Below are 23763 nucleotides of genomic sequence, written 5' to 3'. Positions count from 1 at the left end.
CCAGTCTATGGCCGGTTGTCCCGGTTTGCTCCGGCCGGGACCCGCGCCCGCTGTGTCACCCCGATGCACACCAGCACCGCGACGGCGGCGATCGGGGCGGCCGGGGTCAGCGTCTCGCCGAGCAGCAGCACCGACCACACCAGGGTGAGCAGCGGCTGGGCCAGTTGGAGCTGACTGGCCCTGGCCACCCCGATGGCGGCCATCCCCCGGTACCAGACCACCAGGCCCACGAACTGCGAACCGGCCGCCAGCCACAGCAGCCCGGCCACCGTACGGCCGTCGAGGTGGATGTCCTCGCCCAGCAGCGCGAACACCGCGCCCGGCAACGACAGCGGCAGACAGCCCACCAGCGCCCAGCCGATCACCTGCCAGCCCGGCATATGGCCGGCCAGCCGGCCGCCCTCGGTGTAGCCCGCCGCGCACGCCACCAGCGCGCCGAACAGATACAGATCGCCGGTGGTGGGCGCGCCGCCGCTCTGCTGCACCGCGAAGACGATCACCACCGCGGCCCCGGCCAGCGCCGCCGCCCAGAACACCCGCGAGGGCCGTACCCCGGTGCGTACGGCGGAGAAGGCGGCGGTGGTGAGCGGCAGCAGGCCGACCACCACGGCCGCGTGCGACGTGGTGGAAGTCTGGAGGGCGAGCGTGGTCAGCAGCGGGAAGCCCACGACGACCCCGGCCGCGACGACCAGCAGCCCCGGCCAGTGGCGGCGGTCCGGCACCGGGACCCGCAGTGCGGCCATCGCCCCGCCCGCGATCAGCGCGGCGAGCACCACCCGGCAGGTGGTCACCGACCAGGGGCCGAGGCCGGTGAGCGCCCAGGCGGTGGCGGGGAAGGTGAGGGAGAAGGCGGCCACGCCGAGCACGGCGAGCACGGTGCCGATGCGGGGGGCGGACGGCGCCGGGGGCGCCTGGGGCGCCGGGGTGTCGTCCGGGCGCCGGGCGGGGCCGCCGTCGCGGTCGCCCTCGGGGCCGTCGTCCCCGATTCCGGCGGGGCCATCGCCCCGGATCCCGGCGCGGCCACCGCTCACCGCTATCGCACTGCTGTCAGTAGCGCTATCCTCTGCTTTCATGCAACAGCGTAGCAGTGTGGCCGAACTCGCGGGTTCGCTGCGTAAGGAGCTGAACCGCTACTCACCAGGAGAGAAGCTGCCATCCAGCCGTGCCCTGGTCGAGCGCCACCGGGTGAGCCCGGTGACCGTCTCCCGCGCCCTCGCCGCGCTCGTCGCCGAAGGACTCGTGGTCACCCGCCCCGGCGCCGGTGCCTTCCGCGCCGACCGGCCACCGGCCGGGGCGCCACGGCCGGGCGACACCTCCTGGCAGGAGGTCGCGCTGAGCGTGGAGACGGCCGGTGAGCCGGTGCCGCGTTCGGTGGACGCCTCCGGTGTGCTGGCCACGCTGGCCGCCCCGCCGCCCGGGATCCTGGAGTTCAACGGCGGCTATCTGCACTCCTCGCTCCAGCCCGAACGGGCGCTGGCCGCCGCCCTGGCCCGCGCCGGACGGCGGCCCGGGGCATGGGGCCGCCCGCCGGTGGAGGGCCTGCCCGAGCTGCGCGCCTGGTTCGCCCGGGAGATCGGCGGCCCGTCCGGAGCCCTCGGCGCCTCCGACGTCCTGGTCACCGCGGGCGGCCAGTCCGCGCTCACCTGCGCGCTGCGCGCGCTCGCGCCACCCGGCGCGCCCGTCCTCGTCGAATCCCCCACCTACCCCGGGATGCTGGCCGCCGCCCGCGCCTCCGGGCTGCGCCCCGTCCCGGTCCCGGTGGACGCCGACGGGGTCCGCCCCGAGCTGCTCGCCGACGCGCTGCGGGCGTCCGGCGCCCGGGTCTTCGTCTGCCAGCCGCTGTTCCAGAACCCCACCGGTGCGATGCTCTCCGCCGAGCGGCGCCGCGAGGTGCTCGCGATCGCCCGTGAGGCGGGCGCCTTCGTGGTGGAGGACGACTTCGCGCGGCGGCTGGTCCACGAGGACGCGGGCCCGCTGCCCGCCACCCTCGCCGCCGACGACCCCGACGGGGTGGTGGTCCACGTCTGCTCGCTCACCAAGGCCACCTCGCCCAGTCTGCGGGTGGGCGCGCTCGCCGCCCGCGGCCCGGTGCTGGAGCGGCTGCGCGCGATCCAGGTCGTCGACAGCTTCTTCGTGCCCCGCCCGCTCCAGGAGACCGCCCTGGAACTCGTCGGCGCGCCCTCCTGGTCCCGCCACTTGCGCCATGTCGCCGCCGAACTGCACACCCGCCGCGAGGCGCTCGCCACCGCCGTACGGCGTGAGCTGCCCGAGCTGGAGCTGCGCCATGTCCCGCCCGGCGGGTACCACTTGTGGCTACGGCTGCCCCAGGGCGCCGACGAGGCGGCCTTCGCCTCCGCCGCGCTGCGCGCCGGGGTCGCCGTCGCCCCCGGCCGCCCGTACTTCTCCGCCGAACCGCCCGCGCCGCATGTGCGGTTGAGCTTCGCGTCGGTGGCGGGCACCGGCGAGCTGGCCGAGGGGGTGCGGCGGCTGCGTATCGCGTGCGGCGAGGTGTTGGCGGGGGGTTAGGGGTGCCCGACGGGGCTTGTCGCCTGCGGCGGGCCGCTCCCCTCCCCTTCCCGACACCTGACGATATGCGGCTCCCCCACGCGGCGGAGCCCCAGTTTCGGGAAGGGGCGGAGCCGCACATCGACACAGCCCCGCGCCCCTTCGGGGCGCCCCCTGGCCGCCACCCACGATGCGCACGGTGTTCACGAGACGGCCGCTTCGAGCCGCCCGGGTGATCCGGCGCACACCGGATCGTCCGGTCTACCGCCGGTAGCGGGTCATCTGACCGCGATCGTGACCGTACGATGCCGGGATGACGTTTCGGCTGACTCTGGTCGCCGCCGGCCGCAGTTCGGCGCGGCTGGGGGAGCGCTTCGGCGACGACCGGCCGCTGGATCCGGAGGGCCGGCTCGCCGCCGAACGCGCGGCCCCCGGGCTTCTGCCGCTCGCCGCGGCGGAGCTGCGCTACTGCTCACCGTCGACGCGCAGCAGGGAGACCGGCGATGCGCTCGGCTTCACCCCACTCGTCCAACTCGCCCTGCGCGACTGCGACATGGGCCGCTGGGCGGGCCGCTCCCTCGCCGATGTGATGGCGCGTGAACCCACGGCGGTGGACGCCTGGCTCGGCGATCCGCGCTCCGCACCGCACGGCGGGGAGTCGCTGCACGCGTTCATCAGGCGGATCGGCGGCTGGCTGGACACCCGCCCGGCCGAGGACCACGCCAAGATGGTCGCGATAGCGGACCCCGGGGTGGTCCGCGCCGCCCTGATGTACGCGATCAAGGCGCCGCCGCACTGCTACTGGAACGTCGACATCCGGCCACTCTCCACGGTCACCCTCACCGGTCGGCCGGGCGAGTGGCGGCTGCGCGTGGACGGCGTGTGACGGCACCGCTCGGAGGGGCTCGGCGCACAGGGCTCACGGTGCCCGTGGTGCGTCCGTGACCTCCCCGGCCAGCAGATCCATCAGCAGGCCGTCGTGCCATGTGCCGTCCGGGCCGCGCTCATAGGACCGCATGACGCCCACGGGCCGGAAGCCGACCTTGGCGTACGCGCGGATCGCGGCGGCGTTGTCCGCGGCCGGGTCGATCACGATCCGGTGGTGGCCGTGGTCGCTGATCAGATGGCGGGCCAGCGTGCGGACGGCGTCGGTGCCCAGCCCCCGCCCGTGCACCGCCGGGTCCAGATAGATGTCGATGCTCGCGTGCCGGTAGTCCGGATCGGTCTCGGCCGACCACTGGATCATGCCGACCACTGCGCCCTCGTACTCGATGGTCAGCGGCTCGGTGCCGGGCTCGGCGAGGTCCTCGCGCACCGCCGCCACCAGGTCCTCACCGCCCCGCCAGCGCGCGTACACCTCGGGCTTGGCGCGGATCGCGGCCAGGGCGGGGACATCGGAGGGTTCGGTGGGGCGCAGCACCACCCGCGCGCCCCGCAGATTCGTCGGCATGGACGGGACGATCCCACCGGGCGCGGGCCGTGACCAGGACGCGTCCTTCTGCCCAGGGTCCTTTCGGGAAAGGGCACGGCACCAGATATCTTGATGTCGAGCAATGTTGCAGACGTGGAGCGGAGCACCCGGTGACTGACTCGACCATCATCTATACGCACACGGACGAGGCCCCTGCCCTCGCGACGTACTCGTTCCTGCCGGTGATCGAGGCGTATGCCTCGACGGCCGGGGTCACCGTGGAGAGCCGGGACATCTCTCTGGCGGGGCGGATCATCGCCCAGTTCCCGGAGCGCCTCGAAGAGGGCCGGCGCATCCCCGACGCCCTCGCCGAGCTCGGTGACCTTGCCAAGACCCCCGAGGCCAACATCATCAAGCTGCCGAACGTCTCGGCCTCGATGCCGCAGCTGAAGGCCGCGATCGCCGAGCTCCAGCAGCAGGGCTACGCGCTGCCGGACTACCCGGACGACCCGAAGACCGACGAGGAGCGGGACATCCGCGCCCGTTACGACAAGGTCAAGGGCTCCGCCGTGAACCCGGTGCTGCGCGAGGGCAACTCCGACCGCCGCGCCGCCGCCGCGGTGAAGAACTACGCCAAGGCGAACCCGCACCGCATGGGCGCCTGGTCGGCCGATTCCAAGACCAATGTCGTCCACATGGACGCCGACGACTTCTGCTCCACCGAGAAGTCCGCCGTGATCCCGGAGGCCGGTTCGCTCCGTATCGAGCTGGCGGGCGACGACGGCTCCACCACCGTGCTGCGCGAGTCGGTGCCGGTGCTGGCGGGCGAGGTCGTGGACGCCTCCGTGATGCGCGTCGCGGCGCTGCGCGAGTTCCTCTCCGCGCAGGTGGCCCGCGCCAAGGCGGAGGGCGTGCTGTACTCGCTGCACCTGAAGGCCACGATGATGAAGGTCTCCGACCCGATCATCTTCGGCCACGCCGTACGGGCCTTCTTCCCCAGGACCTTCGCCGAGCACGGCGAGACCCTCGCCGCCGCCGGTCTGACCCCGAACGACGGTCTGGGCGGCATCCTCAAGGGCCTGGAGTCCCTGCCCGAGGGCGCCGCGATCAAGGCGTCCTTCGACGCCGAGCTCGCCGAGGGCCCGGAGCTGGCCATGGTCGACTCCGACCGCGGCATCACCAACCTGCACGTGCCGTCCGACGTCATCGTGGACGCCTCCATGCCGGCCATGATCCGCACCTCCGGCCATATGTGGGGCCCGGACGGCGAGGAGCACGACACCCTCGCGGTGATCCCGGACAGCAGCTACGCCGGGGTCTACCAGGCCGTCATCGACGACTGCCGCGCCCACGGCGCCTTCGACCCGGCCACGATGGGCTCGGTGCCCAACGTCGGCCTGATGGCGCAGAAGGCCGAGGAGTACGGCAGCCACGACAAGACCTTCGAGATCCCCGCCACGGGCACCGTCCGCGTCCTGGACGAGGCGGGCAACGCGGTCATCGAGCAGGTCGTCGGCGCCGGTGACATCTTCCGGATGTGCCAGACCAAGGACGTGCCGATCCAGGACTGGGTCAAGCTGGCCGTCACCCGCGCCCGCGCCACCGGCGACCCGGCCGTCTTCTGGCTGGACGAGAACCGTGCGCACGACGCCAACCTCATCGAGAAGGTCAAGGCGTACCTGCCCGAGCACGACACCGAGGGCCTGGACATCAGGATCCTCGGGCCGGTCGAGGCGACCAAGCTCTCCCTCGAGCGGATCCGCCGCGGCGAGAACACGATCTCGGTCACCGGCAACGTGCTGCGTGACTACCTGACCGACCTCTTCCCGATCCTGGAGCTGGGCACCAGCGCCAAGATGCTCTCGGTGGTCCCGCTGATCAACGGCGGCGGGCTGTTCGAGACCGGTGCGGGCGGCTCGGCCCCCAAGCACGTCCAGCAGCTGGTCAAGGAGAACTACCTGCGCTGGGACAGCCTGGGCGAGTTCCTGGCCCTCGCGGTCAGCTTCGAGCACCTCGCCCAGAAGACCGGCAACGCGCGGGCCCAGGTCCTCGCCGACACCCTCGACCGGGCGACCGGCACCTTCCTCGCCGAGAACAAGTCGCCCAGCCGTCGCGTCGGCGGTATCGACAACCGCGGCAGCCACTTCTACCTGGCCCTGTACTGGGCCCAGGAGCTGGCCAAGCAGACCGACGACGCGGCCCTGGCCAAGGCGTTCGCCCCGCTCGCCGAGACGCTCACCGCCAATGAGCAGACGATCGTCGACGAGCTGCTCGCCGTCCAGGGCTCCCCGGCCGACATCGGCGGCTACTACCAGCCCGACCCGGCCAAGGCCACGGCCGTCATGCGCCCGTCCGCGACCTTCAACCAGGCCCTCGCCACCCTCGGCTGACACCCCTGGTGCGCGCACCACAGCGCCCCGGCCGGCACCGCTCGGCCGGGGCGTTTCCTTTGGCCCGTTATCGCATGGACCTTATTGCATAAAGCTGCAAGCGACCGTATAGTCATGCCATCATCCGAGGGAGGAAACGACGGCGATGGCCATACGTGCTGCGGTGGCAGGAGCGAGCGGATACGCGGGCGGGGAGCTGCTGCGGCTGCTGCTCGCCCACCCCGAGGTCGAGATCGGCACCCTGACCGGCAACTCCAACGCCGGGCAGCCACTCGCCGGACTACAGCCCCATCTGCTCCCGCTCGCCGGACGAGTGCTGGAGCCCACCACCGCGGAGGCCCTGGCCGGGCATGACGTGGTCTTCCTGGCGCTGCCGCACGGGCAGTCCGCCGCCGTGGCCGAGCAACTCGGCGACCAGGTCCTGGTCATCGACTGCGGCGCCGACTTCCGGCTGACGGACGCGGCGGACTGGGAGAGGTTCTACGGTTCGCCGCACGCCGGCACCTGGCCCTATGGCCTCCCCGAACTCCCCGGGGCCCGCGCCGCGCTGGAAGGGACCCGGCGCGTGGCGGTTCCCGGCTGCTACCCCACCGCCGTCTCCCTCGCACTCTTCCCGGCGTACGCGGCCGGACTGCTGGAGCCCGAGGCGGTGATCGTCGCCGCCTCCGGGACCTCGGGCGCGGGCAAGGCGCCCAAACCGCATCTGCTGGGCAGCGAGGTCATGGGTTCCATGAGCCCGTACGGCGTCGGCGGCGGCCACCGCCACACCCCCGAGATGATCCAGAACCTGTCCGCCGCCGCGGGGGAGCGGATCTCGGTCTCCTTCACCCCGACCCTCGCCCCGATGCCCCGCGGCATCCTCGCCACATGCAGCGCCAAGGCCAGGCCCAGGGTGACCGGGGAGAGCCTGCGGGCCGTGTACGACAAGGCGCTGCGGGACGAGCCGTTCGTCACCCTCCTCCCCGAGGGCCAGTGGCCCTCCACCGCCGCCGTCCACGGATCCAACGCCGCGCTGCTCCAGGTCGCCCATGACGAGGCGGCCGGCCGCGCCATCGTGATCAGCGCCATCGACAACCTCACCAAGGGCACCGCCGGCGGCGCGGTGCAGAGCATGAACATCGCCCTCGGCCTCCCCGAGGAGCTGGGACTTTCCACGATCGGAGTCGCTCCATGAGCGTTACGGCAGCCCAAGGCTTCACGGCCTCCGGCGTCGCGGCAGGGATCAAGGAGAACGGCAACCCCGACCTCGCACTCGTCGTGAACACCGGCCCGAGCCTCGCCGCCGCGGCCGTCTTCACCTCCAACCGCGTCAAGGCCGCCCCCGTCCTGTGGTCCGAGCAGGTCCTCAAGGGGGGTCAGGTCTCGGCCGTCGTCCTCAACTCCGGTGGCGCCAACGCCTGCACCGGCCCGCTGGGCTTCCAGGACGCCCACGCCACCGCCGAGAAGACCGCGGAGGTCCTCGGCCACAGCGCGGGCGAGATCGCCATCGCCTCCACCGGGCTCATCGGCCTCCGGCTGCCCATGGACGCGGTGCTGTCCGGGGTCGGCAAGGCCGCCGAGGCGCTCTCCCCGCACGGCGGCGAGAAGGCCGCGATCGCCATCAAGACCACCGACACCGTCCACAAGACGGCCGTCGCGCAGAGCCCCGCCGGCTGGACCGTGGGCGGTATGGCCAAGGGCGCCGGGATGCTGGCCCCGGGCCTGGCCACCATGCTCGTCGTCCTCACCACCGACGCCGATGTGGACGGCCCCGGACTCGACACCGCGCTGCGCGCCGCCACCCGCACCACCTTCGACCGGATCGACTCCGACGGCTGCATGTCCACCAACGACATGGTGCTGCTGATGGCCTCCGGCGCCTCCGGTGTCGCGCCCGACGCCGCGGAGTTCGCCGAAGCGGTCCGCGAGGTCTGTGCCGATCTCGCCCGTCAGCTGATCGGGGACGCCGAGGGCGCCTCCAAGGACATCCGGATCGAGGTCGTGGGCGCGGCCACCGAGGACGACGCGGTGGAGGTGGGCCGCTCCATCGCCCGTAACAACCTCCTCAAGTGCGCCGTCCACGGTGAGGACCCCAACTGGGGCCGGGTGCTCTCCGCGATCGGCACCACCTCCGCCGCCTTCGAACCGGACCAGCTCAACGTCGCGATCAACGACGTCTGGGTGTGCAAGAACGGCTCGGTGGGCGAGGACCGCGAGCTGGTCGACATGCGCTACCGCGAGGTCCGGATTACCGCGGACCTCGCGGCAGGCAGCGAGTCTGCGGTGATTTGGGCGAACGACCTGACGGCCGACTACGTCCACGAGAACAGCGCCTACTCCTCTTGACGTGCCCGCTTGGTTGTCGCGGGTCCCCGCCGTCGCCGACGAGGGTTCCTGCTTCACCGGCGACCGCCCGCTCGGACCCATCCGAGACAGGTCTTACGTCGCCTCCACAGGCCAGCACCGCCCGCCCGGCGGCTGAAACGAAAGGCTTCCGGAAGTCGGATATGACGGTCAATCACTCAGATGGGCGAAAACAGTCCGCCCGTAAACACACCGCCCTGCCCAAGGCCCACATCCTCATCGAGGCGCTGCCCTGGCTGACCCGGCACCACGGCAAGACCGTGGTGATCAAATTCGGCGGCAACGCCATGGTCGACGACGAGCTGAAGGCCGCCTTCGCCCAGGACGTCGTCTTCCTGCGCCATGCGGGTCTGCGCCCGGTCGTGGTCCACGGCGGCGGCCCCCAGATCAGCGCACAGCTGGACCGGCACGGTCTGGTGAGCGAGTTCAAGGCCGGGCTGCGGGTCACCACCGACGAGGCCATGGACGTCGTACGGATGGTGCTGGCCGGACAGGTCCAGCGCGAACTGGTCGGGCTGCTCAACCGGCACGGCCCGCTGGCCGTCGGCATGACCGGCGAGGACGCCCATCTGATGTCCGCCACCAAGCACTTCGCCGAGATCGACGGCGAGCGGGTGGACATCGGCCGGGTCGGCCGGATCACCGACCTCGACACCGGCGCGGTCCGGGCCCTGCTGGACGACGGCCGTATCCCGGTCGTCTCCTCCATCGCCCGCAGCGCCGATGATGGCCATGTCTACAACGTCAACGCCGACACGGCCGCTGCCGCCCTCGCCGTCGCGCTGGGCGCCGAGACGCTGATGGTGCTCACCGATGTCGAGGGCCTCTACGCCGACTGGCCCAGCAGCGACGAGGTGATCAGCAAGCTCACCGCGAGCCAGCTGGAGAAGCTGCTGCCGGATCTGGCCAGCGGCATGGTGCCGAAGATGGAGGGCTGTCTGTACGCCGTGCGCCACGGGGTCACCACCGCCCGTGTCCTCGACGGACGCGTACCGCACTCCATCCTGCTGGAGATCTTCACCGACGAGGGCATCGGCACGATGGTCCTGCCGGACGGGACCGTGATCGACGACAAGGGCAACCAGGGCGACAAGGGGGAGGACCAGTGAGCAACGCGGAGCTGAAGCGGCGCTGGGAGGGGGCGCTCATGGACAACTACGGCACCCCCCGTATCCCGCTCACCCACGGCGAGGGCACCAAGGTCTGGGACGCGGACGGCAAGGAGTACCTCGACTTCGTCGGCGGTATCGCGGTGAACTCCCTCGGCCATGCCCACCCCGCCGTCGTACGGGCCGTCTCCCACCAGGTCGCCACGCTCGGCCATGTCTCCAACCTCTTCGTCGCCGAGCCCCCGGTGGCGCTGGCCGAGCGGCTCCTCCAGCTCTTCGGCCGCTCCGGGCGCGTGTACTTCTCCAACTCCGGCGCGGAGGCGGTCGAGGCCGCCTTCAAGATCGGGCGGCGCACCGGGCGCACCCATATGGTGGCCACCACCGGCGGCTTCCACGGCCGCACCATGGGCGCGCTGGCGCTGACCGGCCAGCCCGGCAAGCAGGAGCCCTTCCGTCCGCTGCCCGGCGAGGTGACCCATGTGCCGTACGGGGACGTGGCGGCGCTGCGCGCGGCCGTCACCACCGACACCGCCTTCGTCATCGTGGAGCCCATCCAGGGCGAGAACGGCGTGGTCGTGCCGCCGGCCGGCTATCTGGCGGCGGCGCGGGAGATCACCCGGGCCACCGGCACCCTGCTGGTGCTCGACGAGATCCAGACCGGGATCGGGCGGACCGGCCACTGGTTCGAGCACCAGGCGCAGGGCGTCGAGCCCGATGTCGTCACCCTCGCCAAGGGGCTCGGCGCCGGGCTGCCCATCGGCGCCACCATCGCCTTCGGACCCGCGGCCGAGCTGCTGACCCCCGGTCAGCACGGATCCACCTTCGGCGGAAACCCCGTCGCCTGCGCCGCCGCTCTCGCCGTCCTGGACACGCTCGCCGCCGACGGCATCCTGGACCGGGTCAAGCGGGCGGGGGAGCGGCTGCGTAACGGAATCGAATCGCTCGACCACGCAGCGGTCGCCCGGGTCCGCGGCGCCGGGCTGCTGCTCGGTATCGTGCTCACAGAGTCCCTCGCGCCGCAGGTGCAGAAGGCGGCTCAGGACGCGGGACTCCTGGTGAACGCGGTCGCGCCGGATGTGGTCCGGCTCGCCCCGCCGCTCGTCATCACCGACGAGGAGGTGGAGACCTTCCTCCGGGAGCTGCCCGCGGTCCTGGACGCCGCATACGAGGGTGACGGGGAACGACGAGCCGGAGACTGACGACACCGATGACCGAGGCGCAGCACACCGACGCGCAGGACGCCAACCACGGCGGACAGGCCGTGCCGCAGACCCGCACCGCACGCCACCGCCGGATCGTGGACATCCTGAACCGGCAGGCGGTCCGCTCCCAGAGCCAGCTCGCCAAGCTGCTCGCCGACGACGGGCTCACCGTCACCCAGGCGACGCTCTCCCGGGACCTGGACGAGCTGGGCGCGGTGAAGATCCGCAACACCGGCGGTGAGCTGATCTACGCGGTGCCGAGCGAGGGCGGCGACCGCACGCCGCGCGCCCCGCTCGGCGAGTCGGCGAGCGAGGCGCGGATGGCCCGGCTGGCGGGTGAGCTGCTGATCTCGGCGGAGGCTTCGGCCAACCTCGTGGTGCTGCGCACTCCGCCGGGCGCCGCCCAGTTCCTCGCCTCGGCCATCGACTCGGCGGAGCTGCACGACATCCTCGGCACCATCGCGGGCGACGACACGCTGCTGCTGATCAGCCGCGATCCGGAGGGGGGCCAGCCGCTCGCGGACCATCTGCTGCGGCTGGCCCAGAAGGAGCGCTAAGGCGCCCCGTAGGGGCGCGGGGAACTGCGCGACCAGCCACGATGGCGCCGCGGATGTTCGACGGCAGGTCAGGGCACTCCCAGCAGAGCGCTCAGCCGGTGGCCGCCCCCTTCTCCGCCCCGCGGGCCCGGTACGACATCCAGGCCGCCACCAGCGCTCCCGAGACGTTGTGCCAGACGGAGAACACGGCGGCCGGGAGCGCGGCCAGCGGGCTGAAGTGGGCGGCGGCCAGGGAGGCGGCGAGTCCGGAGTTCTGCATGCCGACCTCGAAGGCCATGGCCCGGCTGGCGGGCGCGCCCAGCCGGGCCACCTTTCCGGCCCCGTATCCCAGCGCCAGGCCGAGCCCGTTGTGGAGCACCACCGCGAGCAGCACCAGCGCCGCCGCCGACTTGATGGCGTCCGCGCTGGCGGCCACCACGACCGCGACGATCACGCCGATGGTGACGGCTGACAGCCAGGGCAGCAGCCCCAGCAGCCGGTGGATGAACCGCCCGGCCACCAGCCGGACCACCAGCCCGCCGACCACCGGCAGCAGGACGGTCTTGAGGATGTCGGTGACCATCGACCCCGCGTCCACCGGCAGGAACTCCCCGGCAAGCAGCAGCGTCAGCGGCGGGGTGACCAGCGGCGCGAGCACCGTGGAGACGGTGGCGACCGACACCGAGAGCGCCACATCGCCACGCGCCAGATACGTCACCACATTCGAGGCCGTGCCGCTCGGCGCACAGCCGACCAGGATCACTCCGGCCGCCAACTGCGGTGAGAGCCCGAGGGCGTTGGCGATCAGCCATCCCAGCCCCGGCATGATCACATAGTGCGCGACCAGCCCGAGCGCCACCGCCCACGGCCGCTTGACCACACCGGAGAAGTCCTGCGGGGTCATGGTGAGCCCCATGCAGAACATGATCACGCCGAGCAGATAGGGCACATTCGGCGCCCAGCCGCTGAAGGTGCCGGGGGTGCCGAGGCCCGCCGCGCCCGCGGCGAGGACCAGGAGGGGGAAGACGGTGACGGCCCGCCGGGCCGCCCGGTCTGCGGAAGCGGCCTCCGGCGACGACGGGGGCGGCTGCCCCGCCGTCGTCGAGGAGTCGGCCGCGGAGCTCTTCGATTCGGATCGCACCGCGCGATGGAACGCTTCCGAAGGCCCCTTCCGCAACACCGTCTCGTTATGTGGTCACTACACCCACTATGTGGAACGGGAACTCAGGGGCGGCAGCGGCAGCGGAAGCCCCGGCAGCCCGTCGATGCTGCTGGCGATGTGCTCCTTCTTGTGGAAGTAGCGGTCCAGCGACTCGTCGTCCTCCCGCCGGAAGCGGGAGGCGTGCAGCGGGCGGTCCTCGCGGTAGTCCAGATACGGGACCGCGTAACCGCAGGTGTCCCGGATCAGCTCGGCCGCCACCACGATGATCGCCCGTAGCCCGTGGTCGTCGACATCGATGTCCGGGAAGTGCGCCAGCAGCGTGGCGAAGCGCGGATCGTCACGGAACACCGGCTCGCCCCGGCCATGCACCCGCACGATGTTCGGCGGGCCGGTGAAGGCGCACCACATCAGGGTGATCCTGCCGTTCTCCCGCAGATGGGCGATGGTCTCCGCGTTGCTCCCCGCGAAGTCCAGGTAGGCCACGGTCAGTTCGTCGATCACGGCGAAGGAGCCGGCCAGCCCCTTCGGGGAGAGATTCACCGTGCCGTCCCCGGCCAGCGGGGCGGTGGCGGTGAAGAACATCTTCTGCTCTTCGATGAAGGTGCGGAGTCTGCCGTCGATGCGTTCGTACACCTTTCCCATGTGCCGCATTATCCCCGCGGGCGGTCGCCGGGGCGATGCTTCCATGGGCGTACGGCCGCCAAGGCCCTGCGCTCGCGCAGCCACGGCCGGCGGACGGAGGAACCGGAGCGGGGCCGGCCGCTTCGGACCAGGCGGTGTCGATTCGGAACCCGGGGCTCTTCAGGCTCCGTGCGGTGAGTTCGACGAGCCTTGTTCTTCTCGCGGGGGAGCCTCCCAGGTGGCGGTGATGTCGCGGGCGACATCACGCAGGAGGCCGATGAGCATGTCGGCGAGTGGTGTGAGGCTGGCGTCGGCCTTGGTCACGGCGTAGAGCTGGCGGTAGGGCCTGGGGCGGACCAGTTCGCGATGGGTGGTGCCAGGCGCATGGGTCAGGGCCAGGCGCGAGACCAGGGCCACCGCGATGCCGGTGCCGACGAGGGCCTGGGCGACGTCGTAGGACTCGGTCTCGAACCGCACGGTGGGGGTGAAGCCGGCCTCGCGGGCGGCGTCGTGGAACTGTTCGCGGGCGGCATGGCCGGCCAGGATGGAAACCCACGATTCCGCGCGCAGTTGTTCCAGGTGGAGTTCGGTGTCCGCGGGCTGCCCGGTGGCCAGTGGATGGTCATCGGGGAGAACCACGACCATCGGGTCCAACAGGAGTGAGTGAGCCCGTACGTGTGGGGGCGGCGCGAGCGGCGTGCCCCAGGACGCGACGATGGCCACGTCCAGGCGCGCCCCGCGCTTTCTTTTAACTTCTCTTAGGGGCGCGAGAGAGGAAGCCTGGTGGCAGACCCATCGGCCGCAATCCCCGGAAGGGGTTCTTTCCCATGCCCACGCATCTGCCCGTTTTCATCGCCACCACCTTGTTGCTGGCGATGCTGCCAGGCGCGAGTCAAGCCCTGATGATCAGGCAGGTTCTGGAAGGCGGCCAACGTACGCTCCGAGGCACGCTCGCGGGCAATGCCAGCGGCTTCCTGCTGTGGTCCACGGCCGCCGCGGCCGGGCTGTCCGCCGTCCTGCTGGCCAGCCCCACCGCGTACGCGGTGCTCCGGATCGCGGGCGGCGTCGTGCTGATGATCCTCGGGGTGAAGACGCTACGGACCGCGCTCACCACCACCGTCTCCACCCGCCCGCCCTCCGCGGGCGGGCGCGCCACCGGCTTCGCGGGCGGATATCTCACCGGCCTGATCACCAACCTCGGCAACCCCAAGGCGGGCGTGTTCGCCGTCTCGGTGCTGCCCCAGTTCGTGACCTCGAAGGGCCCGGTGTTCCTGTCAACCGTCGCCCTGGGAGCCCTGTGGGCGCTCGTCAGCGCCTCCTGGTACATGGTGCTCACCTGGGTCGTCAGCCGAGGGCGCGCCCTGGTGTCGCAGCCGGTCGTCCTGCGGGGGATCAGCGTGGCCACCGGCGTCGTCCTGCTGGGGCTGGGCGCCGCGGTGGCCGCAGGTGTCTGAGGGCCGGGCCGGTGCTTCTGCCGGCGCCCGGAAGCCGATGACGTACGCCATCACACCGGACGGAACCCGCATCGCCTACCAGCTCCGGGGCCAGGGGGCGCCGCTGGTCCTGCTGGCGGGCCAGGCCAACAACCACCACTGGTGGGACGCGGTTCGCACCGACTTCCATCCCGCTCGCGCCACCCTCACGCTCGACTACCGCGGCACCGGCGACAGCGACAAGCCCGACACCCCCTACAGCACCGGACTGTTCGCCCAGGACGTCATCGCCGTCCTCGACGAACTCGGCATCGACCGGGCCGATGTCTACGGCACGTCCATGGGCGGACGAGTGGCCCAGCACATCGCGGCCCGCCACCCGCGCCGGGTGAGCGCCCTGGTTCTCGGCTGCACCTCACCCGGCGGTCCGCACGCCGTCGAACGCGGCAACGACGTCCGCCGAGCCCTGACGCGGCCTCAGCCCGGAGCCGCGCGACAGGCCCTGCTGGAGCTGATGTACACCCCCCGATGGCTCGCCTCCCATCCCGGCCCGCACCACACCCTCGGCGACCCTCGCATGCCCGCCCACGCCCGGCGCCACCACCTCGCGGCCAGCAGCCGGCACAACGCCTGGGACCTCCTGCCGGACATCGGCGCCCCCACCCTGGTCGTCCACGGAAGCGACGACCTGCTCAACCCCACCGCCAACGCACCCCTGCTCGCCGACCGCATCCCCGGCGCCCGACTGCATCTGGTCCCCCATGGCCGGCACGCCTACTTCGAGGAGTGCCGCGCCCACGCCGGCCCCCTCGTCCTGGACTTCCTCACCACCGCGCACAAGCCGTAGGAACCCGGCCCCGGGACGCCGGACGCCGCGGTCATACGCACAGGCCCGCCGCATAGCGGGCGAAGCCGCTGGTGTGCCAGGTGGAGCCGTCGGCGGTGATGACGAACGCCTCGGCGTCGGGGAGCCGGCCCAGCCAGGGGCGGGCGCGTTCGGCGCCCATGGCGCAGGCCGCGGTGGCCCAGGCGTCCGCGTCGGCCAGCCCGGCGGCGATCACGGTGACCGAGGCCAGGCCCTCCGCCGGGGGACGCCCGGTGTGCGGGTCCAGGATGTGGCAGCCCCGTTCGGCCGGGCCCGAGGTGGCCACGGCCAGTTCGCCGAGCGCCTCCACGACCGCCGCCAGTTCGCCCCGGCGCAGCGGATCGGCGATCCCCACCCGCCAGGGGCCGCCGTGCACCTGGACGTCGCCGCCGCCGTTCACACACACCGACCCGGCGCCCGACGAGACCAGCATCCGGGCGGCGCGCTCCACGGCCCAGCCCTTGACCAGGCCCGTCGGGTCGAGGCGGCCACCTGCGTAGCGTGCGGTGAACCAGCCGCCGCTGCGGTGCTCCGCGTCCTCGCACATCCGCAGTACGTCCCGGACCTCCGGATCGCACTGCGCGAGGGTCAGTTCACCGCGGCCCAGCCGGCTGATCTGGCTGTCCCGGCGGTAGGTGGAGAACAGTTCGTCCACCCGGTGCAGCCCCACCACGGCCCCGTCCAGCGCGGCCTGCACCCGGGGCCGGTCGGCGGCGGCGACCTCGCGTACGTCGAAGGAGAAGACCGTGCCCATGACGTGCTCGACATGGCGCAGCGGCTCGGGTTCGCAGCTCTCGTACGTCATCGGGCACCCGCCTTGTCGAGCGCGCTCTGCAAGGACTTGGCGTAGCCCTCGCTGGTGTAGGTGGCACCGGAGACCGTGTCCACCTTCGCCGCGGTCACCGCCTGCTGGTTGAGCTTCGGAATGGAGTCCTTGGCGATCTGCTCGCTCTGCGGTCCGGAGTTCGGCGTCTTGACCGCCTGCGCGGCGGTGATCTTCCCACCGCTGACGGTGAGGCTCACCTGGACCGGGCCGTACTGCGTCTGCGCGACGTCCCCGGTGACCGTACGGGCGTCGCCCGCGCCCGCCCCGGCCCCCGCGCCGCCCCCGCCCGGCGGTGCCGTGGCCGCGACCGGGGGCGCCTGCCCCGGCTGGTTCTGGGCGACGGTCTGACCGCCCCCCGAACCGGGCTGCTTCAGCGCGAGCAGCAGCACCACACCGGAGACGGTGGCGGCCGTTCCCACGACGATGCGGCGCAACGGATGCTTCCTCTTCATGGCTTCACCTCGGTCACAGCTCGAACAGCCGGGTCGCGGCTGGGACGTGTCGGTCCTGGCGGGTACGTCTCGGTCACAGCTCGAAGGATTCGTGGTGGATCCGGCGATCCGGGACGCCCGCCTCGCGCAGCGCCCCGTAGGCGTGCTCGGCCAGGCCCGGTGGGCCGCACAGATAGACGTCGTGGTCCTCGATATCGGGGAGCAGATGGCGCAGCCGCTCCGGGGTGATCTCCGGGCGGGCGCCGTCCGGGCCGTTCACCGCGTACAGCAGCCGGGCCCCGCGCTCGGTCGCGATCTGCTTCAGCTCGTCCCACAGCGCCAGGTCCTCGACGCTGCGGGCCCGGTACAGCAGGGTGAGGTCGCCGCCCTTGCCGGGCAGCGTCTCGAACAGCGCCCGGATCGGGGTGATCCCGGCCCCGCCCGCGATCATCAGCACCTTTCCGCGGCTGCGCCGCGCCGCGGTCATCGCCCCGTACGGCCCCTCCGCCCACACCCGCGTCCCCGGCTTCAGCGAGGCCAGCCCGGTGCTGTGGCCGCCCACCGCCTTCACCGTGATCCGCAGCAGCTCCGGCCGGGGCGGCGCGGAGAGCGAATAGGGATGGGAGCCCCAGCGCATGCCCGGGGCCAGGAACCGCCATCGGAAGAACTGCCCGGCCTGCGCGCCGATCCGGTGCAGCCTGCGCCCCTTGATCAGCACCGACACCACCCCGGGCGCCTCCGGGACGACGGCCGCCACCCGCATCCGGTGCCGCAGGTTCAGCCGCAGCGGCACCAGCAGCCGGTACCACACCACCAGCGCGGTGACCGTGCCGTACAGCGCGTACCAGGCGGTCTCCGCGGTCTTGTTCCCGACGAACTCCGCGCCCGTCGCCAGCTGGTGCCAGAAGGTCAGGAAGACCGCCAGATAGGTGAACAGATGCAGGTAGTACCACACCTCGTACGGCATCCGGCGGCGTGCCGCCCCCGCCGAGATCAGCCCGATCGCCACCAGCATCGCGGTGCCGACCGTCGCCTTGATCATGTCCGGGTAGTCCATGACCACGGTCACCGACTGGTCGACGAGACCGGTGCCCGCCTGCTCCGCGTAGCCCGCGATGATCAGCCCGACATGCGCCACGATCAGGCACAGCGCGTACCGCCCGCTCATCGCGTGCCACCGGGCCACCCGGTCCGACCCCACCCGCCGCTCCAGCGCCGGGACGCGCGCCATCTGGAGCACGACGAGGGCGAGCACATAGCCGCCGAGCAGCCCGCTGAGCCGCCCGGCGTGGGTGAGCCACTCCGCGGTGCCCTCGACGTTCGGGGTGTTGTGCCACCACAGCGACAGCACCGCCGCCGCACCTGCCAGGCTGAGCAGGATCAACGGCACGGCGGGCGAACGGCGAGGCTGGATGCGGCGCATGGCCTGCCGCCGCCCGGCCCGGCTGTTCAGTAGCGTCGTCACTGCCTGTCCCCTTCCCTTGGGCTCCGGCACAAGGGAATACGGCTGGAAGAGGACGATGACTCAAAGGCCGCCGGGATTCACGGGTTCGGGTTTCGGCCCGCCCTTCGCGGGTGGTACGTCAACGCCGGTGGCGGCCGGTGGGCAGCAGCAGTTCGCTCACCACCGGCAGATGGTCGGACGCCTCCGGGTCCGCCGTGAACACCTGGGCGGTGAGCGGGCGGACGTCCCGGGAGGGGAGCAGGAAGTCGATACGGGCGTGCGGGTTGACGGAGTCGTAGGTGAAGCCGTCGCCGGTGCCGACCAGCGGCCACACATCGTCGAGCGCCCCGGTCAGGATCCGGATCTCCGGGGTCTCGGCCGTGGCGTTCAGGTCACCGACCAGGATGGTGCGTTCGGGGGCGGACCCGAGGAGTTCCACGATCCGGGCCGACTGCCGCTCGCGCTCCTGGCCGTCGTTGTGCTGGAGATGCGTCACCGCGAAGTCGGCACACGTGCCGCGCACGCCCAGCGTGGCCCGGAGCAGTCCGCGCTGCTCATGGCCGGGGACGAGCGGAAGGTGGGTGTTGGTCCACGACAGGATCGGCCACCGGGAGAGCACCGCGGTGCCGTACTGGCGGCGCGGCCGGCCGGGCTCCTCCGGGGCCAAGTCGAGGTTGGCGCCGAAGGCGTGATGCATGCCCAGCCGCTCGCCCAGCCAGGCGGGCTGGTCGACGAAGCCGCTGCGCTTCCAGTACCGGTCGACCTCCTGCAAGCCGACGGCGTCCACCCGCATGGACTCGATCACCCGGGCGACCCGCTCCAGGTCCAGTACGTCGGCGGGGCTCGCGCCATGGTGGATGTTGAACGTGGCCACGCGCAGGGACCGCGGCCCCGGGGCGGCGGCCGCCACCCCGGACGTCCCGGCGGCGGCGGTGGCGCCGAGGCCGACCGCCGCGGCGAGGAATCGGCGCCGGCTGGAGGCAGTGTTCAGCTGATTCATGGCGGTCAGCGTGCGTTCCGGTTCCGAACGCGGTCCCACGCCGCCATGAACGGCCCCGGGCGGGCGGGAGTCGTCTCGTACGGAGGACGCGCGGCCATGCCGCGATCGATGTGTCACCGATGGTGGAACTTGATCGGATAGGACACCGTCGAGCGCGGTTCGGGCTGCTTCTTGTCGCCCTTCCCGCTCTTGCTGCCCTTACCGTCGTCCTTCTGGAAGTGGACGGGGTACCGGTCCGACTGGCGCGGATTCGGCGACTTGCCGTCGCGGGTGTTGCCGTCACCATGGTTGTTGATCCACAGAACTCCGGCCACGATCACGCCGAGCACGATCATCTGCTTCTTCTGCACGGGCCCCGACTCCCCCTCGGTCCGCAACTGCGCTCCCCGCCGCAGCCATGGTCTCTCACCCGGTGGCCGAATGGGGAGAGTGCCAACGCTTGGTGAAAGCGCCCGCCTCGCTTTGACGAATCATGCAGAGCAATGCATACTCATGCAGAGAAGCGTATGGATCGTAAGGAGGCACCCGTGACCGAGCGCGTCGTACTCGCCTACTCCGGCGGACTGGACACGTCCGTCGCCATCGGCTGGATCGCCGAGGAGACGGGTGCCGAGGTCATCGCCGTCGCCGTGGACGTCGGCCAGGGCGGCGAGGACCTGGACGTCATCCGCAAGCGCGCGCTCGCCTGCGGGGCGGTCGAGGCGGAGGTCGCGGACGCCAAGGACGAGTTCGCCGAGGAGTACTGCCTTCCGGCGATCAAGGCCAACGCGCTGTACATGGACCGCTACCCGCTGGTCTCCGCGCTGTCCCGGCCGGCCATCGTCAAGCACCTGGTGGCTGCCGCCCGTAAGCACGGCGCCGGGACCGTCGCCCACGGCTGCACCGGCAAGGGGAACGACCAGGTGCGGTTCGAGGCCGGTATCTCCTCCCTCGCCCCCGATCTGACCTGCATCGCGCCGGTCCGGGACTACGCCATGACCCGGGACCGGGCGATCGCCTTCTGCGAGGCCAAGGGCCTGCCGATCGCGACCACCAGGAAGTCCCCGTACTCGATCGACCAGAACGTCTTCGGGCGGGCCGTGGAGACCGGCTTCCTGGAGGACATCTGGAACGCGCCGATCGAGGACGTCTACGAGTACACCGCGGACCCGGCCACCCCGCGCGAGGCCGACGAGGTGATCATCACCTTCGACAAGGGCGTCCCCGTCGCGATCGACGGTGAGCCGGTCACCGTGCTCCAGGCCGTCCAGCGGCTCAACGAGCGGGCGGGCGCCCAGGGCGTCGGCCGGATCGACATGGTCGAGGACCGGCTGGTGGGGATCAAGTCGCGGGAGGTCTACGAGGCGCCCGGCGCCATCGCGCTGATCACCGCCCACCAGGAGCTGGAGGCCGTCACCGTCGAGCGCGAGCTGGCCCGCTACAAGCGGCAGGTCGAGCAGCGCTGGGGCGAGCTGGTCTACGACGGTCTGTGGTTCTCGCCGCTCAAGCGGGCCCTGGACGGCTTCATCGCCGAGGCGAACGAGCAGGTGTCCGGTGAGATCCGGATGACCCTGCACGGCGGCCGGGCCGTCGTCACCGGACGGAAGTCGCAGGCGTCGCTCTACGACTTCAACCTGGCGACCTACGACACCGGCGACACCTTCGACCAGTCGCTGTCCAAGGGCTTCATCGAGATCTTCGGGATGTCGAGCAAGATCGCCGCGAAGCGGGATCTGCGGCAGTAGCCTGCCTAACAGCGTCAAGCCCGCGTACCCGACGTACGCGACGCATCGAAGCCGCCTCCCCGCCCCGCGGCGGGGAGGCGGTCGCACACCCACAGCAGCCTGAGGAGCAACAGCGTGAGCAACGGCAACAGCGGTGACGTCCGGCTCTGGGGCGGCCGCTTCGCCGACGGCCCGTCCGAGGCACTGGAGAAGCTCAGCGCCTCCGTGCACTTCGACTGGCGCCTGGCGCCGTACGACATCGCCGGATCCCGCGCCCACGCCCGGGTGCTGCACACGGCGGGGCTGCTCACCGCCGATGAGCTGGAGCGGATGCTGGCGGGCCTGGACCGGCTGGAGGCCGATGTCGCCTCCGGCGACTTCATCGGCACCATCGCCGACGAGGACGTCCACACCGCCCTGGAGCGCGGTCTGCTGGAGCGGCTGGGCCCTGATCTCGGCGGCAAGCTGCGGGCCGGACGGTCCCGCAACGACCAGATCGCCACCCTCTTCCGGATGTATCTGCGCGACCACGCCCGGATCATCGGCGGGCTGATCGCCGACCTCCAGCAGGCCCTGGTGGGGCTCGCCGAGGCGCACCCCGACGTGGCCATGCCCGGCCGTACACACCTCCAGCACGCCCAGCCGGTGCTCTTCGCACACCATGTCCTGGCCCATGTCCAGGCGCTGTCGCGGGACGCGGAGCGGCTGCGGCAGTGGGACGAGCGCACCGCCGTCTCGCCGTACGGCTCGGGCGCGCTGGCCGGGTCCTCGCTGGGGCTCGACCCGCGGGCGGTCGCGGCCGACCTCGGCTTCGAGCGGGGCTCGTCCGCCAACTCGCTCGACGGCACCGCCTCCCGTGACTTCGTCGCCGAGTTCGCGTTCATCACCGCGATGATCGGCGTCGACCTGTCGCGCGTCGCGGAGGAGATCATCATCTGGAACACGAAGGAGTTCTCCTTCGTGACCCTCCACGACGCCTTCTCCACCGGCTCCTCGATCATGCCGCAGAAGAAGAACCCGGACATCGCGGAGCTCGCGCGCGGCAAGTCCGGCCGGCTGATCGGCAACCTCACCGGGCTGCTGGCCACCCTCAAGGCCCTGCCGCTCGCGTACAACCGGGACCTCCAGGAGGACAAGGAGCCGGTCTTCGACTCCTGCGATCAGCTGGAGGTGCTGCTCCCGGCCTTCACCGGGATGATGGCCACGCTGACCGTCAACCGCGAGCGCATGGAGGAGCTGGCCCCGGCCGGGTTCTCGCTGGCCACCGACATCGCCGAATGGCTGGTGCGGCAGGGGGTGCCGTTCCGGGTGGCGCACGAGGTCGCGGGGGAATGCGTCAAGGAGTGCGAGCGTACGGGCATCGAGCTCGATCAGCTCACCGATGAGCAGTTCGCCAAGATCTCGCCGCATCTGACGCCCGAGGTCCGCGGCGTCCTCAACGTGCCGGGCGCGCTGGCCGCGCGTGGCGGCCGCGGCGGCACCGCCCCGGTGGCGGTGCGGGCCCAGCTCGCGGAGGTCAAGGAGGACCTGGCCGCGCAGTACGAGTGGGCGGGCGCCAAGCGCTGACGGCGAGCGACCGAAGCCGATAGCGGCAGACCGGAGCTCACGGCCACAGACCGAAGCTCGGCGACAGACCGAAGCTCACGGCGACAGACCGAAAGGGAGAGGTGGGGACACGGAGCATGGGTGTCGAACGGCTCACGGAGATCGCGACCCCCGGGTCGGGGGCGGCCCGGATCGGCCTCGGCCTGGCCGCGGTCGGCCGCCCCGCCTACATCAACCTCGGCCGGGACCGGGACCTCCCGGCCGAGCGCCCGGTCGAGCTGATGCGGCGGCGCAGCCAAGAGCTGCTGGACGCCGCGTACGCCGCCGGGGTGCGCTATCTGGACGCGGCGCGCTCCTACGGCCGGGCCGAGGAGTTCCTCGCCGGCTGGCTGCGCGACCGCCCGGACGCCGCGCGGGACGTGGTGGTCGGCTCCAAGTGGGGCTATACGTATGTCGCCGACTGGCGTACGGATGCCGAGACGCATGAGGTCAAGGACCACGGCGTCGCGACCTTCGAGCGCCAGCGCGCGCTGACCGACGCACTGCTCGGCGACCGGCTGGACCTCTACCAGATCCACTCGGTGACCCCCGACAGCCCCGCCCTCACCGACCGCGAACTGCATACGCGGCTGGCGGCGCTCGCCGCGGAGGGCGTGACGGTCGGCATCTCCACCAGCGGGCCGCACCAGGCCGACGCGATCCGCGCCGCGCTGGCCGTGGAGGTCGACGGCCGGCCGCTGTTCCGTACCGTCCAGTCCACCTACAACCTGCTGGAGCCCTCGGCCGGGGCGGCCCTGGCCGAGGCCCATGCGGCGGGCCGGGCGGTCATCGTGAAGGAAGCCGTGGCCAACGGCCGGCTCACCGAGGCGGCCGAGGAGCTTCCGGAAGCCCTGCGCCAGGTGGCCGAGGAGCTGGGCGCCACCCCGGACGCCGTCGCGCTGGCCGCGGTCCTGCACCGCCCCTGGGCGACCGTCGTCCTCTCCGGCGCCGCCACGACGGCCCAGCTGCGGTCCAACCTGGCCGCCGCGGATCTCCGCCTGGACGAGCCGCGGCTGGCCCGGCTGGAGGAGCTGGCCGAGACCCCGCAGACCTACTGGCACCACCGCTCGGAGCTGCCCTGGGCCTGACGCTTCCTGGCCGGGACCCGCGCGCCCGGCCAAGCGCTCCGCTGGAAGGGCCCCGAGACGCCGTCGACGTCTGCGGCGCCGCCGCGTGGCCCGCCGCGGGCGCCAAGCCC

23 protein-coding genes are annotated in these 23763 nt (G+C 72.1%); 13 read left to right on the top strand and 10 right to left on the bottom strand.

Translation table 11 applies throughout. The annotated features are described in order from the left end of the window. Positions 1-5: 5 nt before the first annotated feature. Entirely contained in the window at positions 6-1073 is a 1068-nt protein-coding gene (locus NQU54_RS18975) for a DMT family transporter (RefSeq protein ID WP_257632071.1), read from the bottom strand. Between NQU54_RS18975 and NQU54_RS18970 the strand changes: the two genes are divergently transcribed. Together NQU54_RS18970 and NQU54_RS18965 are read left to right on the top strand one after the other, a co-directional pair. Then, positions 1072-2526 carry an aminotransferase-like domain-containing protein gene (locus tag NQU54_RS18970; RefSeq protein ID WP_257632070.1) on the top strand — a complete coding sequence of 485 codons (1455 nt, stop codon included), beginning with the start codon at positions 1072-1074 and terminating at the stop codon, positions 2524-2526. The two genes, NQU54_RS18975 and NQU54_RS18970, sit on opposite strands and share 2 nt — an antisense overlap. Before the next feature lie 292 nt (positions 2527-2818). Then, on the top strand, positions 2819-3391 hold the full coding sequence (locus tag NQU54_RS18965) for a histidine phosphatase family protein (RefSeq protein ID WP_100805668.1): 573 nt from the start codon (positions 2819-2821) through the stop codon (positions 3389-3391). Between the two features lie 33 nt (positions 3392-3424). Here NQU54_RS18965 and NQU54_RS18960 read toward each other — a convergent pair whose 3' ends face one another. Further along, the gene (locus NQU54_RS18960; protein WP_257632069.1) at positions 3425-3955 is read right to left on the bottom strand and encodes a GNAT family N-acetyltransferase; all 531 of its coding nucleotides are present in this window, start codon (positions 3953-3955) and stop codon (positions 3425-3427) included. 131 nt (positions 3956-4086) lie between these two features. Here NQU54_RS18960 and NQU54_RS18955 point away from each other — a divergent pair, with 131 nt between their 5' ends. The 6 genes from NQU54_RS18955 to NQU54_RS18930 all read left to right on the top strand — a co-directional run bounded on the left by NQU54_RS18955 (position 4087) and on the right by NQU54_RS18930 (position 11517). After that, entirely contained in the window at positions 4087-6306 is a 2220-nt protein-coding gene (locus NQU54_RS18955; RefSeq protein WP_257632068.1) for an NADP-dependent isocitrate dehydrogenase, read from the top strand. A gap of 145 nt (positions 6307-6451) precedes the next feature. After that, complete coding sequence (gene argC / locus NQU54_RS18950) at positions 6452-7480, top strand: N-acetyl-gamma-glutamyl-phosphate reductase (protein WP_257632067.1); 1029 nt, start codon at positions 6452-6454, stop codon at positions 7478-7480. Continuing rightward, complete coding sequence (argJ, locus tag NQU54_RS18945; protein ID WP_069869703.1) at positions 7477-8631, top strand: bifunctional glutamate N-acetyltransferase/amino-acid acetyltransferase ArgJ; 1155 nt, start codon at positions 7477-7479, stop codon at positions 8629-8631. Before argC ends, argJ begins: the two co-directional genes overlap by 4 nt. Positions 8632-8792: 161 nt before the next feature. Next, positions 8793-9758, top strand: a complete 966-nt coding sequence (gene argB / locus NQU54_RS18940) for an acetylglutamate kinase (protein WP_257632066.1) — start codon at positions 8793-8795, stop codon at positions 9756-9758. Then, positions 9755-10957 (top strand): acetylornithine transaminase, encoded by a 1203-nt coding sequence (locus tag NQU54_RS18935; protein ID WP_257632065.1) that lies wholly within the window; start codon positions 9755-9757, stop codon positions 10955-10957. Before argB ends, NQU54_RS18935 begins: the two co-directional genes overlap by 4 nt. 8 nt (positions 10958-10965) lie before the next feature. Beyond that, complete coding sequence (locus tag NQU54_RS18930; protein ID WP_257632064.1) at positions 10966-11517, top strand: arginine repressor; 552 nt, start codon at positions 10966-10968, stop codon at positions 11515-11517. Positions 11518-11608: 91 nt separating this feature from the next. Here the strand turns inward: NQU54_RS18930 and NQU54_RS18925 are convergent, their stop codons facing one another. The 3 genes from NQU54_RS18925 to NQU54_RS18915 form a co-directional block, all read right to left on the bottom strand. Continuing rightward, on the bottom strand, positions 11609-12637 hold the full coding sequence (locus tag NQU54_RS18925; RefSeq protein WP_372505936.1) for a bile acid:sodium symporter family protein: 1029 nt from the start codon (positions 12635-12637) through the stop codon (positions 11609-11611). A gap of 66 nt (positions 12638-12703) precedes the next feature. Continuing rightward, a complete protein-coding gene (locus NQU54_RS18920) occupies positions 12704-13300 on the bottom strand; it encodes a pyridoxamine 5'-phosphate oxidase family protein (protein ID WP_069869864.1) in 597 nt (198 codons plus the stop codon). Positions 13301-13459: 159 nt separating this feature from the next. Next, the gene (locus tag NQU54_RS18915) at positions 13460-14002 is read right to left on the bottom strand and encodes a LysR substrate-binding domain-containing protein (RefSeq protein ID WP_257632063.1); all 543 of its coding nucleotides are present in this window, start codon (positions 14000-14002) and stop codon (positions 13460-13462) included. 104 nt (positions 14003-14106) lie between these two features. Here NQU54_RS18915 and NQU54_RS18910 point away from each other — a divergent pair, with 104 nt between their 5' ends. Together NQU54_RS18910 and NQU54_RS18905 are read left to right on the top strand one after the other, a co-directional pair. Then, the gene (locus NQU54_RS18910; protein WP_257632062.1) at positions 14107-14733 is read left to right on the top strand and encodes a LysE family translocator; all 627 of its coding nucleotides are present in this window, start codon (positions 14107-14109) and stop codon (positions 14731-14733) included. Positions 14734-14770: 37 nt separating this feature from the next. After that, complete coding sequence (locus NQU54_RS18905) at positions 14771-15559, top strand: alpha/beta fold hydrolase (protein ID WP_257632061.1); 789 nt, start codon at positions 14771-14773, stop codon at positions 15557-15559. 31 nt (positions 15560-15590) lie between these two features. Here the strand turns inward: NQU54_RS18905 and NQU54_RS18900 are convergent, their stop codons facing one another. From NQU54_RS18900 to NQU54_RS18880, 5 genes are all read right to left on the bottom strand, one after another. Further along, positions 15591-16382: an FAD:protein FMN transferase gene (locus NQU54_RS18900; RefSeq protein WP_257632060.1), complete on the bottom strand. Its 792-nt coding sequence runs from the start codon at positions 16380-16382 to the stop codon at positions 15591-15593. Beyond that, a complete protein-coding gene (locus tag NQU54_RS18895; protein ID WP_100805660.1) occupies positions 16379-16855 on the bottom strand; it encodes an FMN-binding protein in 477 nt (158 codons plus the stop codon). The genes NQU54_RS18900 and NQU54_RS18895 overlap by 4 nt, the downstream gene beginning before the upstream one ends. A 73-nt stretch (positions 16856-16928) precedes the next feature. After that, positions 16929-18257, bottom strand: coding sequence for a ferredoxin reductase family protein (locus NQU54_RS18890; RefSeq protein ID WP_306278851.1), 1329 nt, complete (start codon positions 18255-18257; stop codon positions 16929-16931). 160 nt (positions 18258-18417) lie between these two features. Next, positions 18418-19278 carry an endonuclease/exonuclease/phosphatase family protein gene (locus tag NQU54_RS18885; RefSeq protein ID WP_257632058.1) on the bottom strand — a complete coding sequence of 287 codons (861 nt, stop codon included), beginning with the start codon at positions 19276-19278 and terminating at the stop codon, positions 18418-18420. A 113-nt stretch (positions 19279-19391) separates the two neighbouring features. Then, positions 19392-19628, bottom strand: a complete 237-nt coding sequence (locus NQU54_RS18880) for a hypothetical protein (protein WP_167504865.1) — start codon at positions 19626-19628, stop codon at positions 19392-19394. A gap of 177 nt (positions 19629-19805) precedes the next feature. Between NQU54_RS18880 and NQU54_RS18875 the strand changes: the two genes are divergently transcribed. The 3 genes from NQU54_RS18875 to NQU54_RS18865 all read left to right on the top strand — a co-directional run bounded on the left by NQU54_RS18875 (position 19806) and on the right by NQU54_RS18865 (position 23653). Next, positions 19806-21002: an argininosuccinate synthase gene (locus tag NQU54_RS18875; protein WP_257632057.1), complete on the top strand. Its 1197-nt coding sequence runs from the start codon at positions 19806-19808 to the stop codon at positions 21000-21002. 114 nt (positions 21003-21116) lie between these two features. Beyond that, positions 21117-22547 (top strand): argininosuccinate lyase, encoded by a 1431-nt coding sequence (gene argH, locus NQU54_RS18870; protein ID WP_257632056.1) that lies wholly within the window; start codon positions 21117-21119, stop codon positions 22545-22547. A 116-nt stretch (positions 22548-22663) separates the two neighbouring features. Then, complete coding sequence (locus NQU54_RS18865; RefSeq protein WP_257632055.1) at positions 22664-23653, top strand: aldo/keto reductase; 990 nt, start codon at positions 22664-22666, stop codon at positions 23651-23653. Positions 23654-23763 lie beyond the last annotated feature (110 nt).

The organism is Streptomyces malaysiensis subsp. samsunensis, assembly GCF_024519315.1.
Taxonomy (GTDB): domain Bacteria; phylum Actinomycetota; class Actinomycetes; order Streptomycetales; family Streptomycetaceae; genus Streptomyces; species Streptomyces malaysiensis.
The sequence above is the reverse complement of the archived record's forward strand: the minus strand, read 5'-3'. Positions and strand labels throughout refer to the sequence as shown.